At 71.1% G+C, this 16,062-nt stretch carries 16 protein-coding genes; 8 read left to right on the top strand and 8 right to left on the bottom strand.

Features of this window, described 5'->3' with window-relative positions:
• Positions 1 to 141: 141 nt before the first annotated feature.
• Entirely contained in the window at positions 142 to 492 is a 351-nt protein-coding gene (locus ACFP2T_RS06540) for a histone-like nucleoid-structuring protein Lsr2 (protein ID WP_377418486.1), read from the top strand.
• Between the two features lie 169 nt (positions 493 to 661).
• Here the strand turns inward: ACFP2T_RS06540 and ACFP2T_RS06545 are convergent, their stop codons facing one another.
• Positions 662 to 1,957 carry a L,D-transpeptidase gene (locus ACFP2T_RS06545; RefSeq protein WP_377418489.1) on the bottom strand — a complete coding sequence of 432 codons (1,296 nt, stop codon included), beginning with the start codon at positions 1,955 to 1,957 and terminating at the stop codon, positions 662 to 664.
• Between the two features lie 302 nt (positions 1,958 to 2,259).
• Between ACFP2T_RS06545 and ACFP2T_RS06550 the strand changes: the two genes are divergently transcribed.
• Positions 2,260 to 2,865 carry a DUF1349 domain-containing protein gene (locus ACFP2T_RS06550; protein ID WP_377418492.1) on the top strand — a complete coding sequence of 202 codons (606 nt, stop codon included), beginning with the start codon at positions 2,260 to 2,262 and terminating at the stop codon, positions 2,863 to 2,865.
• Between the two features lie 7 nt (positions 2,866 to 2,872).
• On the opposite strand, the gene ACFP2T_RS06555 is transcribed toward ACFP2T_RS06550, so the two are convergent.
• Positions 2,873 to 3,658, bottom strand: a complete 786-nt coding sequence (locus ACFP2T_RS06555; RefSeq protein ID WP_377418495.1) for an IclR family transcriptional regulator — start codon at positions 3,656 to 3,658, stop codon at positions 2,873 to 2,875.
• 155 nt (positions 3,659 to 3,813) lie between these two features.
• Here ACFP2T_RS06555 and ACFP2T_RS06560 point away from each other — a divergent pair, with 155 nt between their 5' ends.
• Positions 3,814 to 5,028, top strand: a complete 1,215-nt coding sequence (locus ACFP2T_RS06560; protein WP_377418499.1) for an RNA-guided endonuclease InsQ/TnpB family protein — start codon at positions 3,814 to 3,816, stop codon at positions 5,026 to 5,028.
• A gap of 13 nt (positions 5,029 to 5,041) precedes the next feature.
• Here the strand turns inward: ACFP2T_RS06560 and pcaC are convergent, their stop codons facing one another.
• From pcaC to ACFP2T_RS06590, 6 genes are read right to left on the bottom strand one after another with little or no spacing between them, the layout of a single operon-like run.
• On the bottom strand, positions 5,042 to 5,422 hold the full coding sequence (gene pcaC / locus ACFP2T_RS06565; RefSeq protein WP_377418502.1) for a 4-carboxymuconolactone decarboxylase: 381 nt from the start codon (positions 5,420 to 5,422) through the stop codon (positions 5,042 to 5,044).
• Positions 5,415 to 6,242, bottom strand: a complete 828-nt coding sequence (gene pcaD / locus ACFP2T_RS06570; protein WP_377418505.1) for a 3-oxoadipate enol-lactonase — start codon at positions 6,240 to 6,242, stop codon at positions 5,415 to 5,417. Before pcaD ends, pcaC begins: the two co-directional genes overlap by 8 nt.
• Positions 6,239 to 7,681: a 3-carboxy-cis,cis-muconate cycloisomerase gene (pcaB, locus tag ACFP2T_RS06575; protein ID WP_377418508.1), complete on the bottom strand. Its 1,443-nt coding sequence runs from the start codon at positions 7,679 to 7,681 to the stop codon at positions 6,239 to 6,241. The genes pcaD and pcaB overlap by 4 nt, the downstream gene beginning before the upstream one ends.
• A 40-nt stretch (positions 7,682 to 7,721) precedes the next feature.
• Positions 7,722 to 8,402, bottom strand: coding sequence for a protocatechuate 3,4-dioxygenase subunit alpha (pcaG, locus tag ACFP2T_RS06580; RefSeq protein ID WP_377418511.1), 681 nt, complete (start codon positions 8,400 to 8,402; stop codon positions 7,722 to 7,724).
• Positions 8,395 to 9,180, bottom strand: a complete 786-nt coding sequence (gene pcaH / locus ACFP2T_RS06585; protein WP_377418514.1) for a protocatechuate 3,4-dioxygenase subunit beta — start codon at positions 9,178 to 9,180, stop codon at positions 8,395 to 8,397. The genes pcaG and pcaH overlap by 8 nt, the downstream gene beginning before the upstream one ends.
• 14 nt (positions 9,181 to 9,194) lie before the next feature.
• On the bottom strand, positions 9,195 to 10,376 hold the full coding sequence (locus ACFP2T_RS06590; protein ID WP_377418518.1) for a thiolase family protein: 1,182 nt from the start codon (positions 10,374 to 10,376) through the stop codon (positions 9,195 to 9,197).
• 507 nt (positions 10,377 to 10,883) lie between these two features.
• On the opposite strand from ACFP2T_RS06590, the gene ACFP2T_RS06595 reads away from it, so the two are divergent.
• From ACFP2T_RS06595 to ACFP2T_RS06615, 5 genes are read left to right on the top strand one after another with little or no spacing between them, the layout of a single operon-like run.
• Positions 10,884 to 11,846, top strand: coding sequence for an ABC transporter substrate-binding protein (locus ACFP2T_RS06595; protein WP_377418521.1), 963 nt, complete (start codon positions 10,884 to 10,886; stop codon positions 11,844 to 11,846).
• Complete coding sequence (locus ACFP2T_RS06600) at positions 11,843 to 12,688, top strand: ABC transporter permease (RefSeq protein WP_377418524.1); 846 nt, start codon at positions 11,843 to 11,845, stop codon at positions 12,686 to 12,688. Before ACFP2T_RS06595 ends, ACFP2T_RS06600 begins: the two co-directional genes overlap by 4 nt.
• Entirely contained in the window at positions 12,685 to 13,533 is an 849-nt protein-coding gene (locus tag ACFP2T_RS06605) for an ABC transporter permease (protein ID WP_377418527.1), read from the top strand. The genes ACFP2T_RS06600 and ACFP2T_RS06605 overlap by 4 nt, the downstream gene beginning before the upstream one ends.
• Positions 13,530 to 14,426 (top strand): ABC transporter ATP-binding protein, encoded by an 897-nt coding sequence (locus ACFP2T_RS06610; protein ID WP_377418530.1) that lies wholly within the window; start codon positions 13,530 to 13,532, stop codon positions 14,424 to 14,426. The genes ACFP2T_RS06605 and ACFP2T_RS06610 overlap by 4 nt, the downstream gene beginning before the upstream one ends.
• Complete coding sequence (locus ACFP2T_RS06615) at positions 14,423 to 16,027, top strand: thiamine pyrophosphate-binding protein (RefSeq protein WP_377418533.1); 1,605 nt, start codon at positions 14,423 to 14,425, stop codon at positions 16,025 to 16,027. The genes ACFP2T_RS06610 and ACFP2T_RS06615 overlap by 4 nt, the downstream gene beginning before the upstream one ends.
• Positions 16,028 to 16,062 lie beyond the last annotated feature (35 nt).

Consider the following 16,062-nt stretch of genomic DNA (forward strand, 5'->3'; position numbering starts at 1 on the left):
AACCCCGGGCACCAACGCGTGGAACAGAAGTCCGCAGAGGTTGTGGTTTTCGCCCAGGAAATGTCCAATGTCTTGCACAATTCGCTCCTGATCAGTCAAACTCAACCCCTAGCAATAAATGTTCACGAGGAGTAATCGACCATGGCGAAGCAGGTAATCACACTTCTGACCGACGACCTCGACGGCGGCGAAGCCGACCGCACTGTCGAGTTCGGTCTGGACGGGGTCAACTACACCATTGACCTGTCGGATAAGAACGCCGGCAAGCTCCGCAAGGCGTTGGACGCCTACATCCACGCGGGCAGCCGGGTAGGACGCGGCTCGGTGGAAAGCCGTCGATCCGCTCGGCGCGGCCCCACCACGAGCCCGACTCGAAGTGACCGCGACCTGAACCGCGCCATCCGGGAATGGGCCGTGCAGAACGGCTACGAGGTTTCCGAGCGCGGACGCATTCCGTCGTCCGTGGTGCAGGCGTACAACAGCCAGCGCTGAAGGCCCGGGACGCCGGCAGTGCCCGGTTTCCTGATGTTCCCCGGCTTTCCCCCGGCCGGACCACGCCCTGACGGACACATCCGGAACGCGAAGGTGCCACCGGCGACAGGTGTCGCCGGTGGCACCAGGGTGTCGAGGTCGGCAGGTGCCGCCGTTTCCCTCCGGACGGCTACCGGCCGCCGGTACTCGACGTCGGTGCCGGTGCCGGTCCCGCCGGCTTGTCCGCGGCGGGCGGGCCGCCGCTCGCGGGGCCGCCCGGAGCCGGCGGCGCGGGTGGCGCCGGCTTGAGGTCCGCGGGCACCGGCAGCGCACTGCCCTTGACGAACTCGTCCCAGCCGACGTTCCAGGCCGTCCAGCCGTTGCCCTGGTCGAGGGTCACCTCGGTGCCCTTGATCGTGACCAGGTCACCGATCCGGGTGGTCTCCATCAGCCAGGCCGCGTTGGCGTCCGACACGTTCGTGCAGCCGTGCGAGACGTTGGCCTCCCCCTGGGCATAGACGGACCACGGGGCCGCGTGGATGAACTCGCCACCCCAGGTCAGCCGCTGCGCGTTCTGCACCGTGACCACGTAGGGATCCGGGGAACCCGTGGTGTCGAAGACCGTCGAGTCGTGCTTCTCCATGATCACCATCTTGCCGCTCGACGTCGGGGTGCTGCTCTTACCGAGGCTGACCGGAATCTTCTTCACCAGGGTGTCGTCCTTGAACACCGACATCTGCTTGGTCGCGTTGTCGATCTCCAGGAAGAGCCGGTTGCTGGCGATCTTCGCGGTGCCGGTCCGGTCGGTGTCGCCGAAACTGCCACCGCCCATCGGCACCCCGTCGAGCGCGGCGCGAACACTGATCGTCGTGCCCGGCCGCCAGAAGTCCGGCGCCCGGTAGGAAACCTGGCGGCCGTTCGCCTCCCAGGCCCACACCCCCGGCTGCGGCGGATCGGTGTTGACCAGCAACCGCCGCTGGATCCCCGCCCTGGCGTCCTTCGGGATGTCGGAGTCGAATGCGACCGTTATCGGCATCGCCACGCCGTAGGTCTGGTCACTCTGCAGATTAAGGTTGGTTACGGTCCGCTTGGCCGGCTTGTCCATCGTGGTGAAGTTGGTCTTTTGGGTGACCTTCTTCCCGGCGTCATTCTTCGCGGTTACCTGGGCGGTATACGCCTGCTTGTTCGCCAGAGCCTTGCCGGGCATCCAACCAGAGCCATCCGGCCGCAGGGCACCATCGACCCGAACACCGTTGGGATCGGTCACGACGACCTCGGTCACCTTCCCACCCGTCACCGTCGTACCGATCTCGACACTGGTCGGCAGATCCTTACTGTCCGGCGCCGGGGTAATCGCCAGCTTGGGTGGTGCCGGTGCCGGCCGCGAGGCCCGTTTGATGGGATTTCCCGTGCAGCCCGCCAGGACCAACGGCACGGCGGTCAACAACAGCATCACCAACAACACCGCTCGACGCCTCAGTATCATGCTCCCCCCACCCCATTTCCTCCCGCTCCTGGTCGCATTCAGTGGCGCGCCCGATCCTCCGGGAGCGCGTTCCGGCGAGAACCGCCAATACCCCGGAATCGCCGCTCAACCAGGCGGTAAACCCGTGGTGGGCCGGCGGCTTGCCGCGTACGGGCCGAACACGGCGCCAGCGGCGAGGTGTCGGTCGGGGGGTACAGCCGGACCGCTCCCCTCGTGTCCCTCGTGTCCCCTCGTCGCCGTCGCCGGACGAGCGGGCGGCGCGAGGGACGGCACGACCGGCGTGGTTCTGGCATCCTGCTCGGATGCGGACCGATATCGGATTGCCGATGGAGATGGGCTGGGAGGTCGCGCCGGCCCAGTGCCGGAGCGAGGACGACGGGACGCTCACCGTGGTCGCGCCGGCCCGCACCGACATGTTCGTGGATCCGGCCGGCGGCGAGCCGGTGGTGACCGCGCCCCGGCTGCTCGGTCCGGCGCCCGAGGGCGACTTCCAGTTCTCCGCCCGGGTCAGGGTCGACTTCGCCGACAGTTTCGACGCCGGATGTCTACTGGTGTACGCCGATCCCCGGCACTGGGCGAAGCTCGCCTACGAACGCTCGCCCCAGGGGAGCGGAATGGTGGTCTCGGTCATCACCCGCAAGGTCTCCGACGACGCCAACGGCTTCGTCGTGGCCGACGGCGCACCGCTCTGGTTGCGAATCGCCCGACTCGGCCCGGCCTGGGCGTTCCACGCCAGCACCGACGGGAAGTGGTGGGAGTTCGTCCGGCACTTCCGACTCGACCCGGGCGGCGAACCGGTACGGATCGGGCTGGAGGCACAGGCGCCGACCGGCTCGGGTTGCTCGGTGACGTTCGACCGGATCGCCTTCCACGCCACCCGGCTCGACGACCTGCGCGACGGCCGGTAGCTCCCGGCTACCGGACCTGTCCGCCGCGCAGATCCTCCTCGATCCGCTTCGCGGTGGCGAGCAGGGGCGGCAACAGTTCCCGGCGGATCACGTCCGAGCTGCCCCGACTGGCGTGCGCCGAGACGTTGAGGGCGGCGATCACCGAACCGTCCGCATCGCGGATCGGCGCCGCGAGCGAGCGCAGCCCCTCCTCCAGTTCCTGGTCGACGATCGCGTAGCCCTGACTGCAGATCCGGGTCAGGATGCTCCGCAGCTTCGTCGGATCGGTGACCGTACGCCGGGTCAACGCCCGAAGTTCCGCCTTACCGAAGTACTCGTCCAGCCAGTCCTGCGGCTGGGCGGCCAGCAGCACCCGGCCCATCGAGGTGGCGTACGCCGGAAACCGGGTGCCGACGCTGATCGCCACCGTCATGATCCGTTTGGTGGGTACCCGGGCGACGTAGACCACCTCGTCACCGTCGAGGACCGACATCGAACAGGACTCGTGCACCTCGCCGACGAGGCTCTCCATGTGCGGCTGGGCGACCTCGGGCAGGCTCAGGCTGGACAGGTAGGCGTAGCCGAGTTCCAGGATCCGGGCCCGCAACGAGAACAGCCGGCCGTCGGTACGCATGTAACCCAGCTCGACCAGGGTCAGCAGGAAGCGCCGGGCCGCCGCCCGGGTGAGACCGGTCGCCCGGGCGACCTCACTCAGGGTCAACTGGGAGTGATCCGCGTCGAACGCCCGGATGACCGCGAGTCCTCGTTCCAGCGATTGGACGAACTCACCGGTCCGTGCCGTCTCCTCGGTCACCGGATCCTCCTGTGGATGCCCCGGCGTTCAGGCTGGGGAGGAATCCGGACTCCGTCCGGAGCGACCCGGCGCAGCCGGGACGGTCCCGGATCGCATCCCTCCCCCTCGCGTCGGGTCGCGTTCCTCAACGTTCCTCCTCGGATAAACTTTCGAACATGCGTACGGCATACAGGTGTCGGGCCTATCCGACCCCGGAACAGGCGGCGGTGTTCCACCGCACTTTCGGCTGCGTACGCGTGGTCTGGAACAAGACCCTCGCCGACCGGCGCATCGCCTACCAGCAACGTGGCGAACGGACCTCGTACCGGCAGACAGACGCGGCCCTGACCGGCTGGAAGAAGACCACCGAACTGGCGTTCCTGTCCGAGGTCTTCTCCGTACCGTTGCAGCAGACGCTGCGGCACCAGCACACCGCGTTCGTGAACTTCTTCGCCGGCCGCGCCCGCCATCCCCGGTTCAAGTCCCGCGGTGGCCGCCAATCGGCGCACTACACCCGCTCCGCGTTCCGAATCAAGAACGGTGAGTTGTACGTCGCGAAGACCGACGGACCCCTGACGGTCGCGTGGTCGTGGCCGAACCTGGACCTGAACGCGCTGGACCCGACGATGGTGGTGATCTCCCGGGACACCGACGGCCGCTGGTACGCCACCTTCGCCGCCGACACCGTCAGTCCCATTCCCGCCGAGCCGGCCAAGCACGCCGTCGGCGTCGACCTCGGTGTCAAGGATTTCGCCGTGACCTCCGACGGCGACCGGATCGCCAACCCGCGCCACCTGGACCGCAAGACACGTAACCTGGCCCGCTACCAGCGGCGCCTGGCCCGCTGCCGCAAAGGCTCCACCAACCGGCGCAAGGCCAGGACGAAAGTCGCCCGCGCCCACCGCAAGGTCCGCAACGCCCGACACGACTTCCTCCACAAAACCAGCACCAGACTGGTCCGCCGCGCCGACCTGATCGCCGTCGAAGACCTCGCCGTCAAGAACATGGTCCGCAACCGGCGGTTGGCCAGAGCGATCTCCGACTGCGGCTGGGGCGAGTTCCGACGCCAACTCGAATACAAAGCCGAACGCGCCGGCCGGACCCTCGTCGTCGACCGCTGGTACCCGTCCAGCAAGACCTGCTCGACCTGCGGGCACCTGCTCGCCACGCTGAACCTGTCCACCCGGGCCTGGACCTGCCCCGACTGCCGCACCCGACACGATCGGGACCACAACGCGGCCAAGAACATCCTTGCGGCTGGTCGAGCCGTAGCCGGGACCGAACCCGGCGATGCCTGCGGAGCTGATGTGAGACAGCAAGGGCTCTCCCTTCTGCGATCGGCCGGGAAACAGGAAACCCCTGGGGCGACCCAGGGAATCCCCGCCAGCTAGGACGGGGAGGAAGTCAACCGTCCTCCTGCCGCAGGGTCTCCTGGGCGACCTTGAACGCCCGGTTCGCCGCTGGAACGCCAGCGTAGACGCTCACCTGGAGCAGCACTTCCCGGACCTCCTCGCGGGTCAGCCCGTTGCGCAGCGCGGCCCGCACGTGCATCGCCAACTCCTCGTCGTGGTGCAGTGTGGCCAGCACGGCGAGGGTGATGCAACTGCGGGTACGCCGGTCCAACCCCGGCCGGGTCCAGATGTCGCCCCAGGCGTACCGGGTGATCAGGTCCTGGAAGTCCGCCGTGAACTCGTCGGTGTTCGCGACCGCGCGGTCGACGTGCGCGTCGCCGAGCACCTCGCGCCGCACCACCATGCCCGCCTCGTGCCGTTCCCGGTCATCCATCCACCCGCTCCTTCCGCAGGCCGCCGTTCGGCCGGTGTTCCGTGCCGGGACCGTCGCCGCCGAGGAGGTGGTCGAGCAGCAGCCGGGTGATCCGTTCCGGCTGCTCCACATTGGCCAGGTGGGCGGCGTCGCCGACCACCCGCAGCCCGGCGCCGGGAATGCCGTCGACCAGCACCCGCGCGTGTTCGATCGGGATCGCCGGATCGTTGGCGCCGGCGATGACGAGGGTCGGCGCGGTGATCCGGGCCAGGTCGGCCCGTTGGTCCATCGCGGCGATCGCCTCGCAGCAACCGGCGTAGCCCTCCGCCGGGGCGGCGGTCAGCATCGACCGGTACTCGGCGACCACCGACGGCCGGGCGGCGGCGAACCCCTTCGTGAACCAGCGCGCCAGCACCGCGTCGGCGACCGCCTCGACGCCGCCGGCCCGGGTCGCGGCGGCACGGTCGCGCCAGCCCTGTGCCGGCCCGACACAGGCCGAGGTGCAGAGCAGGACCATCCGGTCGATCCGGTCGGGCGCGTTGGCGGCGAGCCACATCCCGACCATCCCGCCGAGGGAGAGCCCGGCGTACGACGCCCGGTGTACCCGGAGGTCGTCCAGCAGGCGGAGCACCGCGGTGCCGAGTTCGGCGATGGTGTAGGGACCGTCGGGTACGTCGGAGTCGCCGTGTCCGAGGTGGTCGTACCGGATCACCCGGAAGTGCTCGGTGAGCGCGGCCAACTGCGGCTGCCACATCGCCCCGGAGGTGCCGAGCGAGCTGCCGAGTACGACCACCGGGGCGTCGGTCGGCCCGTCGACGTTGGCGTGCAGGCGAGATGTCATGACCCGTCCTCCGGTGCGGTGGGCGTCGACGGGTCCGTCGCGACTTCACGATCAGCCACGCTCCCCCGGTACGCGTCGGACTCCTGGTAGGCGAGGAGTGCCCGGTCGACGAAGACGCCCGCCGAACCGAGCCAGTTCGCCGGATCGAGCGCCCGGTCGAGGTCGGGCTCGCGCAGTTGTGCCCGGACCGCCGGGTCGGCGAGCAACCCGGCCCGGAAGTCGGGTGCGGAGACCGCCCGGGCCACCACGTCGTGCGCCTCCGCCCGCCCGAGCACCGGGGCGAGCCGGGTGGCCACCGCCTCGGCCAGCACCCGGCCGCCGAGCGCGTCGAGGTTCGCCCGCATCCGCTGTGGACGTACGTCGAGGTTGGTCAGTACCCGGGCGGTCCGCGAGGCCACGCCGCCGGCCAGCCTCAGCAGGTCGAGCAGCGGTTCCCACTCGGCGTGCCAGCCGCCGGTGGCCCGCTCGTGTTCCTGTACGGCGGCGGCGTACAAGGTGGCCAGCAGGCCCGGACCGCGCCGGGCCGCCGCACTGACCAGGATCGCGTCGACCGGATTGCGCTTGTTCGGCATCGCCGACGACCCGCCCCGGTCCGGACCGCCGCCCTCGGCCACCTCCGCCACCTCGGACTGGGCGAGCAGTCCGAGGTCGAGGCCGAGCTTGCCGGTCGCGGCGAGCAGGCCACCGAGCGCCGACCCGAGGTCGAGCAGGGGTTGCCGCCGGGTGTGCCAGGGCAGCCGGGACGGGGCGAGGCCGAGCCGGGCGGCCAGCCCGTCGGCGACCTCCGGTCCGAGCGGTCCCAGCGCGGCCAGTGTGCCGACCGCCCCACCGAGCTGTGCCGGCAGTGCCGACCGGGCCGCCACCAGCCGGCTCCGGGCATCGAGCAGACCGACCAGCCATCCGGCGGCCTTGAGCCCGAACGTGGTCGGTGCGGCCGCCTGGCCGAGCGTGCGGGCCAGCATGACGGAGTTCCGGTGCCGTTCGGCGTGCGTGGCGGCGGCGGCGATCGCGGCGTCGAGGTGGCGCAGCATCGGTCCGGTGGCCCGGACCGCGACCAGCACGAGCGCGGTATCGAGCACGTCCTGGCTGGTCGCGCCGTGGTGCACCCAGGGGCGGGCCTCGGCCGGTACCGCGGCGGTGAGCTGACGGACCAGCGGAACCACCGGGTTGCCGGCGGCGTCGGCCGCCGCGCCGAGCGCGGCGAGGTCGAACCGCTCGACCCGGCACTGCGCCGCGATCGCCTCGGCGGCGGATACCGGCAGCACGCCACTTTCGGCCTCGGCTTCGGCGAGGGCGCGCTCCATGTCGAGCATCGCCCGCAGCAGCGCCGGGTCGGCGAGCTCCGCGTCCACCTCGGGGGTGCCGAACAGTCCGGAGAGGAGTCCTCCGGCGGCCGGTCCCGCCGAGGTGGACGGCGGCGTGTCCGCAGACTGCGGCATGTCCGCAGAGCGCGGCGTGTCCTCAGACCGCGACGCGTCCTCAGACCGCGAAGAAGACGGTTTCATCCGTACCCTGTAGGTGAATGTCGAACCGGAACCCGTCGGGTGCCGGGCTCGCCACGAGGGTGGCCCGGCGGGCCGGGTCGATGCTGCCGAGCACCGGGTCGGTGGCGTTGGCCGCCTCCTCGTCCGGGAAGTAGAGCCGGGTCACCAGCCGGTGCAGCAGGCCACGGGCGAAGATCGACAGGTTGAGGTGCGGCGCCTCGGTGACGCCGTCCGGTCCGGGCAGGGCACCGGGCTTCACGGTACGGATCTCGTACCGGCCGTCGGCGTCGGTGGCGCTGCGGCCGAAGCCGCGGAAACCCGGTACGTCCGACGGGTGGGCGCCGCGCGGGTCGTCGGGATGGTCGAACCGGCCGTCCGGGTCCGCCTGCCAGGTTTCCACCAGCGCGTCCGGCACCAGCGAACCGGCGCCGTCGAAGATCTGGCCACGAATCCAGATCGCCCCCGGGGTCCCGTCCGGCACGACCTCCGGCCCGTCCGGCCAGAGCAGCCCGATGTGCAGGTACGGCCCCACCGTCTGCGCGGGCGTGGAGCCGAGCGTCGGCGTCGGTCCCGGCGTCGGGGTCGATCCGGACGCCGGAGTCGGGGCGGTGGCCGGAGCCGGGCCGGCGGACGGCGTCGAGACGAAGGCCGGGGCCAGGTCGGGGCGTTCAGTCATCGTCGTCGCCGTCCTCGAATGGGGTGGCCTCCCGGCCGCGCAGCACAATGTCGAACTCGAAGCCGAGCGCCCACTCCGGCTCGGTCACCGCATGGTCGTAGCGGGAGATCAGCCGCTCCCGGGCGAGCGGGTCGCGGATCGAGTTGAAGATCGGGTCCTGGAAGAAGAGCGGGTCACCCGGGAAGTACATCTGGGTCACCAGCCGCTGGGTGAACGCCTGGCCGAAGAGCGAGAAGTGGATGTGCGCCGGCCGCCAGGCGTTGGGGTGGTTCCGCCACGGGTACGCGCCCGGCTGCACCGTCACGAAGCGGTAGCGTCCGTCGCCGTCGGTCATCGCCCGCCCGACACCGGTGAAGTTGGGGTCCAGCGGCGCCGGCCAGTTGTCATTGGCGTGCCGGTACCGGCCGGCGGCATTCGGCTGCCAGATCTCCACCAGCGTGTTCGGCACCGGTCGGCCGTTCCCGTCGAGGACCCGGCCGTGCACGATGATCCGCTGTCCGAGCGGCTCCCCGGCGTGCTGCCGGGTCAGGTCGTGGTCCAGTTCGCCGAGCCGGTCCGCTCCGAGCAGCGGTCCGGTGATCTCGGTGAGCCGGTGTGGCAGCAGGGCCAGCGGCTGCCGCGGCGCCCGCAGGTTGGTCGACCCGTAGTCGGGGTGCAGCATCGGCGGGTGCGTGTCCGGATCGTCGTGCCGGTACCGGGGCAGCACGAGTCCGCTGGGCCGGACCGACCCGGCGGGACCGCTCTGCGACCCGGTGGATCGGATGTGGTCGGTGGTCATGGCCGTCCTTCCCCTCAGGCTTCCAAGACGACGGCCAGGCCCTGGCCGACGCCGATGCAGATCGCGGCGAGCCCCAGCCCACCACCTCGGCGGTGCAGTTGCCAGGCCAACGAGCCGAGGATGCGCGATCCCGACGAGCCGAGCGGATGCCCGAGGGCGATCGCGCCGCCGTGCGGATTGACGATCTCCGGGTCAAGATCTTTCCACTCGGCGAAGCAGGCCAGCGACTGGGCCGCGAACGCCTCGTTGAGTTCGACCACGGCAAGGTCCGACCAGCCGACACCGGCCCGGCGCAGTGCCTCCTCGGCGGCCCGTACCGGTCCGATCCCGAACAGCTGCGGCTCGATCCCGACGACCGCCCGGGAGACGATCCGGGCCAACGGGGTCCGCCCGGCGGCCTCGGCACCGGCCCGGTCGGCGAGCAGTACGGCGCTCGCCCCGTCGTTGAGCGGCGAGGAGTTTCCGGCGGTCACCGTGCCGTTCGGCCGGAACACCGGCTTGAGCCGGGCGAGCGCCTCGACGGTGGTGGTCGACCGGATGCTCTCGTCGGTCTCCAGGTCGGTGCCGGGGACGACGCTGACCTCGTCGGCGTACACCCCGTCGGCCCAGGCCCGGGCCGCGCGCTGCTGGCTGCGGGCCGCGAACGCGTCCTGCTCGGCCCGGGAGATCCCGTACCGGTCCACCAGGATCTCGGTGCACTCACCGAGGGACACGGTCCACTCGGCCGGCATCGCCGGGTTGACCATGCGCCAGCCGAGGGTGGTGGAGTGCAGCGTCTCGGGTCCGCGTGGAAAGCCGGCCTCCGGCTTCGGCAGCACCCAGGGGGCCCGGCTCATCGACTCGACGCCGCCGGCGACACAGATCGAGGCGTCGCCGACCGCGATCGCCCGGGCCGCGCCGATCACCGCTTCCAGGCCGGAGCCGCAGAGCCGGTTCACCGTCGCGCCGGGCACCGACGGCGGCAGGCCGGCGAGGAGTACGGCCATCCGCGCCACGTCCCGGTTCTCCTCCCCGGCACCGTTGGCGTTGCCGAGCAGTACGTCGTCGATCCGGGCCGGGTCGAGGTCGGGGCTGCGCCGGACGACCTCCCGCAGCACGTGTGCGGCGAGGTCGTCGGGGCGGACCCCGGACAGGCCGCCGCCGTACCGCCCCATGGGGGTTCGGACGGCGTCGAGGACGTACACGTCGTTCGTCACCATTTCTCCTTACTGCCTGGATCATCCTGCCGGTCCGCCGCACCGGCCGATCGGGCCGGAGTGGGGTGGCCGACGGTGACCGGGGTGGCACAGCCGACGGCGGACGGTGACCGGCCGCACGTGGCGGCGGGGCGGCCGGACTGGTAAGCCGGAGTGAGGCTTCCGCCGGACGGCCGAGCACGGGCGAGCGACGAGACGATCTTCGTCATACGCCCCCTCGTCGCGTCCGGTCCGGCGACCACGATCCGTTCGATATGCGGACTACCGTGCTTATGTCGAACGTAATCCCCGGCCCCCCGATCCGTCAACGAGGTCTCCGCCCGCTCGGCGCCGCTTTCCGGCACGTTGCCGAGAAGTTGCGAGGCGCTTGTTGACGTGAACTCGGTCACTGTGCCAACGTTCCAAATGAGAACATTCGTTCGGCTAGCGACCACCAACACCCCCCAAGGCTCCAGCGGAGCCACCCAAGCCCGGTCCCGACAGGACCGCCGGACGCCGGGAGACCCCATGCGCCGTCTCGCCGCCACCACCACCGCCCTCGTCACCCTCTTCGCCGTCGCCGCCTGCGGCTCCTCCTCCGACGACTCGCCCGAGGGCGGATCCGGCGGCGTGGACAAGGTGAAGGTCGGTGCGATACCCATCGTCGACGTCGCCCCCCTGCACCTGGGCATCGCGAAGGGCTTCTTCCGGGAACAGAACATCGAGATCGAGGTGGTCAACACGACCGGCGGCTCGATCGCCGTCACCGGCGTGGTCAGCGGTCAGTTCGACTTCGCCTTCGGCAACGTCGTGTCGCTGATCCAGGCCCGCTCGCAGAACATCCCGGTCAAGGCGGTCACCGTCGGCAACGCCTCCACCGGCAAGCCCGGTGAGGACTTCGGCGGCGTCGTGGTGCCGCCGGACAGCCCGATCAAGGACGCCGCCGGCCTGGCCGGCAAGAACATCGCGATCAACAACCTGAACAACATCACCGACACCACCACCCGGGCGTCGATCCGCAAGGCCGGCGGCGACGCGTCGAACATCAAGTGGACCGAACTGCCCTTCCCGGAGATGCCGGCGGCGGTGATGGGCAAGCGCGTCGACGCCGCGATGGTCGTCGAGCCGTTCTTCACCATCGCGCAGAACCAGGGCGCCCGGGTCGTCGCCTACAACTTCGCCGAGGCCATCCCCAACATGACCGTGGCCGCGTACTTCGCCACCGAACAGACCATCAGCCAGAAGGCCGACCTCACCGGCCGGTTCAAGACCGCGATGGGCACGTCTCTGAAGTACGCCCAGGAGCACCCGGACGAGGCCCGTCAGGTGCTCCAGACGTACACGAAGATCGACCCCGCCGTGGCCGCGAAGATCGTCCTGCCGGCCTGGCCCGCCGAGATCAACCGTGAGTCGGTGCAGACCCTGGCCGACCTGATGGTCACCGACGGGCTGATCAAAGAAAAGATTGACGTGTCGGAAATTCTCCCGTGACGCCAGCCGCCACCGTACCGCCGCCCGCCGCGACCGCACCGGTATCCACCGGTCGGTCCGGCGGGACCGGGCGCGGCGGCAACGCGCTGCTCGGGCTGCTCGGCTTCGCCACCTTCCTGGTGGTGCTCGAGGTGGTGCCACGCAGCGGGCTCGTCTCGGCGAACTACCTTCCGCCGACCAGCCGGATCGCCGGCGCCCTGGCGGAACTGCTGGGCGAGGGCCGGTTCTGGGCCGCGGTCACCGACACGCTGCGGGGCTGGTTCCTCGGCCTGGCGATCGCGGTCGCCCTCGGCGTCGTGGTCGGGTTCGTCCTCGGCACCGTGCCGGTGCTGCGCGAGTTCACCGCCTCGACGATCGAGTTCCTCCGGCCGATCCCCTCGGTGGCGCTGATCCCGCTGGCCGTGCTGCTGTTCGGCAGCGAGCTGAGATCCGTGCTGCTCCTGGTGGTCTACGCCGCGTTCTGGCAGGTCCTCGTCCAGGTGCTGTACGGCGTACGGGACGTCGATCCGGTCGCCCGGGACACCGCGTACACCTTCGGGTTGAGCCGCTGGACCCGGATCCGGCACCTGCTCTGGCCCACCGCCCTGCCGTATCTGCTCACCGGGATCCGGCTCGCCGCCGCGGTGGCCCTGATCCTGGCCATCACGGCAGAACTGATCATCGGCGCACCCGGGCTGGGCAACGAGATCAACCGCGCGCAGTCCGGCGGCGCCGTCGACTCGATGTACGCCCTGATCATCGTCACCGGGCTGCTCGGAGTCGCGGTCAACGTCCTCGCTCGGCGACTCGAACGCGCGGTGCTCTCCTGGCATCCGTCGGTACGCGGCGAGGAGTCGCCATGAGTGTGGGTTCAACGACAGAGCCTGGACGTAACTCCGTGGGCGCGGTCGCCGGCACGGTGGGGCGGGTGCTCCGCTGGGTCGCCGCCGTGCTCGGCCTGCCGGTCGCGCTGCTCACCCTCTGGTGGGTGCTCTCCGCCGACAGCGAGACGTTCTACCTGCCGCCGCTGGCCGAGATCCTGGCCGCCTTCGACGACGTCTGGCTGCACAGCGACCGGCTACAGGCCGACGTCCTGCCGAGCCTGCTCCGGCTCTCCGCCGGGTTCTTGCTCGCCGTCGTCCTCGGCGTCGGGCTGGGCGTACTGATCGGGTCGTTCCGTCGGGTGCGCGCGTTCCTCGAACCGGTGCTGGAATTCCTCCGGGCGGTCCCGCCACCGGTGCTGGTACCGGTGCTGATGCTCTTCGCCGGGTTCGGCAACACGATGAAGGTGCTGGTCGTCCTCTCCGGCTGTGTCTGGCCGATCCTGCTCAACACGGTCGAGGGGGTGCGGGCGGTCGACGAGGTGCTGACCGAGACCTGCCGTTGTTACGGCATCCGCGGCCCGGCCCGGCTCTGGCACCTGGTCGTCCGGTCCGCCTCGCCGCAGATCGTCACCGGCCTCCGGCAGGCGCTCTCGGTGGGCATCATCCTGATGGTGATCAGCGAGATGTTCGCCGCGAACAACGGGCTGGGCTTCAGCATCATCCAGTTCCAGCGGACGTTCGCGGTCACCAACATGTGGACCGGCATCCTCCTGCTGGGCCTGCTCGGTTTCCTGCTCGCCGTACTGCTGCGGCTCTTCGAGCGGTGGGCCCTGCACTGGTACTTCGGCCTACGGCAGTCACAACGAAACGATGGGCACCGATGAACGCGACAGGTATCTCCCCGGACGACGCCGGGCCGCTGCTCGACGTCCGCGCGCTCCGCAAGGTCTACGCCGGACGCAACCGCTCGGTCGAGGCGGTCCGCGACCTCACCTTCTCCGTCGGCACCGGTGACCTCGTCTGCGTGGTCGGCCCGTCCGGCGCCGGCAAGACCACCCTGCTCAGGTGCATCGCCGGGCTGCTCGCGCCGACCTCCGGTGAGGTCGTGCTGGAGGGTGCCGCCGTGCAGGGGCCGCCACCGGGCATGGCAGTGGTCTTCCAGGAGTACGGCCGCAGCCTGTTCCCGTGGATGACGGTGCAGCAGAACGTGGAGCTGCCGCTGAAGCAGAAGAAGCTGCTCCGGGCCCGCCGCCAGGAGCTGGTCCGGAACTCGCTGGAGGCGGTCGGTCTCGGCGACGTACCGAGGGCCTATCCCTGGCAGCTCTCCGGCGGTATGCAGCAGCGGGTGGCGCTGGCCCGCGCGGTCGCGTACGAGCCGCACATCCTCCTGATGGACGAGCCGTTCGCCGCGGTCGACGCGCAGACCCGGGCGGACCTCGAGGACCTGGTCCGGTCGCTGTGGCAGCGGCTCGGCGTGACGATCCTGTTCGTCACCCACGACATCGACGAGGCGGTCTACCTCGGCCAGCGGGTGCTGGTGCTCTCCTCCTCGCCGACCGTGGTGCTGGACGATGTCGCGATCGACCTGCCTGCCGAGCGTGACCAGCTCGGCACCCGGTCGTCGGCGCGGTTCGCGGAGCTGCGGGCTCAGGTGTTCGGGCAGATCCAGCGCGCCAAGCACCAGTCCGGCGACCCGGGGCCGACGCCGGAGACGACGCTGGAGACGCCGGAGGAGACGACGGAGGAGCGGCAGCCGACCGACGCGGGAAGCCGATGACCACGGTCCGGGACGCCACCCTGCGCGTACTGCGTGAGTGTGGGGTGGACCGGGTGTTCGGCAATCCCGGTTCGACCGAGATACCGTTCCTCGCCGACCTGCCCGACAACCTGACGTTCGTCCTCGCCCTGCACGAGGGATCCGTGGTCGGGATGGCCACCGGGTACGCGCTCGCCACCGGAGTGCCGGCCGTGGTCAACCTGCACACCACGGCGGGGCTCGGCAACGCCGTCGGGGCACTGGCCACCGCCCGGGTCAACCGGGCGCCGCTGGTCGTACTGGTCGGGCAGCAGGATCGCCGGCATCTGGCCGAGGAGCCGTTCCTCGCCGGCCGACTGGACCAGCTCGCCGGGCCGTACCCGGTCTGGGTGGACCAGCCGGTGCGGGCCCAGAACGTGCCGGCGGCGGTACGCCGGGCCTGGCACGAGGCCGTCCTGCACCGTGGGCCGGCGATCGTGGTGGTGCCGATGGACGACTGGTCCGTCGAGCTCGACCCGTGGATCGGCCTGGCCGCGCCGGTCACGGTACGGCCGGCGGCGCCCGCGCCCGGCCCGGCCGTCGACGAGGTGGCCGGGCTGCTCGACGCGGCCGGCTCCCCGGTGCTGGTGGTCGGGGCCGGGGCGGACGACCGGGCCAGTTGGGACGCGCTGGTCGACCTGGTGGACCGGATCGGGGCACCGGTCTGGCAGGAGGCGTTCGGCTCCCGGGCCGGCTTCCCGCAGGACCATCCCCGGTTCGCCGGTCACCTGCCGGCGAACCGGACCCGACTGCGCTCGGTGCTGGCCGGGCACGACCTGGCCCTGGTCGTCGGGACCGCCGCCTTCCGGCAGTACGTCTACGAGCCCGGCCCGCTGCTTCCGGACGGGCTGGCCGTGGCGGTCGTCTCGGCCGACCCGGACGAGTTGCACCGCAGCCAGGCCGACCTCGCGGTACGGGCCGATCCGGCGACGTTCTGCGCGGCGCTCGCCGACCGGGTCGCACCACGGGACCGGCCGGTGTCGCCCCGGCGTGCGGCGCCGACCCCGGAACCGCTGCCCGGAAGCGGCGAGCCGATGCGGGCGGCGCAGGTCTTCGCCGCGCTCGCGGAGCGGCTGCCCGCCGACGTCGTACTGGTCGAGGAGACGCCCTCGTCGCGGCCCGACCTGCAACGGCTGCTGCCGGCCCGCGAACCGCGCGGTTTCGTCTCCGCGGCAATGGGCGGGCTCGGCTTCGGCCTGCCCGCCGCGGCCGGACTGCGCCTCGGCGATCCCAGCCGGCCGGTGGTCGCGCTGCTCGGCGACGGTGCCTCGCTGTACGCGATCCAGGGACTGTGGAGCGCTGCCCGGTACGCCTGCGGCGTGCTGTACGTGGTGTTGTCCAACGGCCGCTACGCGGTCATGAACGAACTCACCGAGCGGTACGGCGGCACCGCGCCCTGGCCGGCGTTCGAGGAGGTCGACGTGCACGGGCTGGCCCGGTCGTTCGGCTGCCCGTCCCGCCGGATCCGGACCCATGCCGAGCTGGTCGCCGTGCTGGACGAGGTGGTCCCGACCCTCGCCGACCGGACCGAACCACTGCTGCTCGACGTGTCGGTGAGTTCCCGACGGCACGTCAAGGCCTGACCCGCTCGGCGTCGCCACCGCGGCGCACCACCACC

It is taken from the genome of Plantactinospora solaniradicis (assembly GCF_042658085.1).
Lineage (GTDB): Bacteria > Actinomycetota > Actinomycetes > Mycobacteriales > Micromonosporaceae > Plantactinospora > Plantactinospora solaniradicis.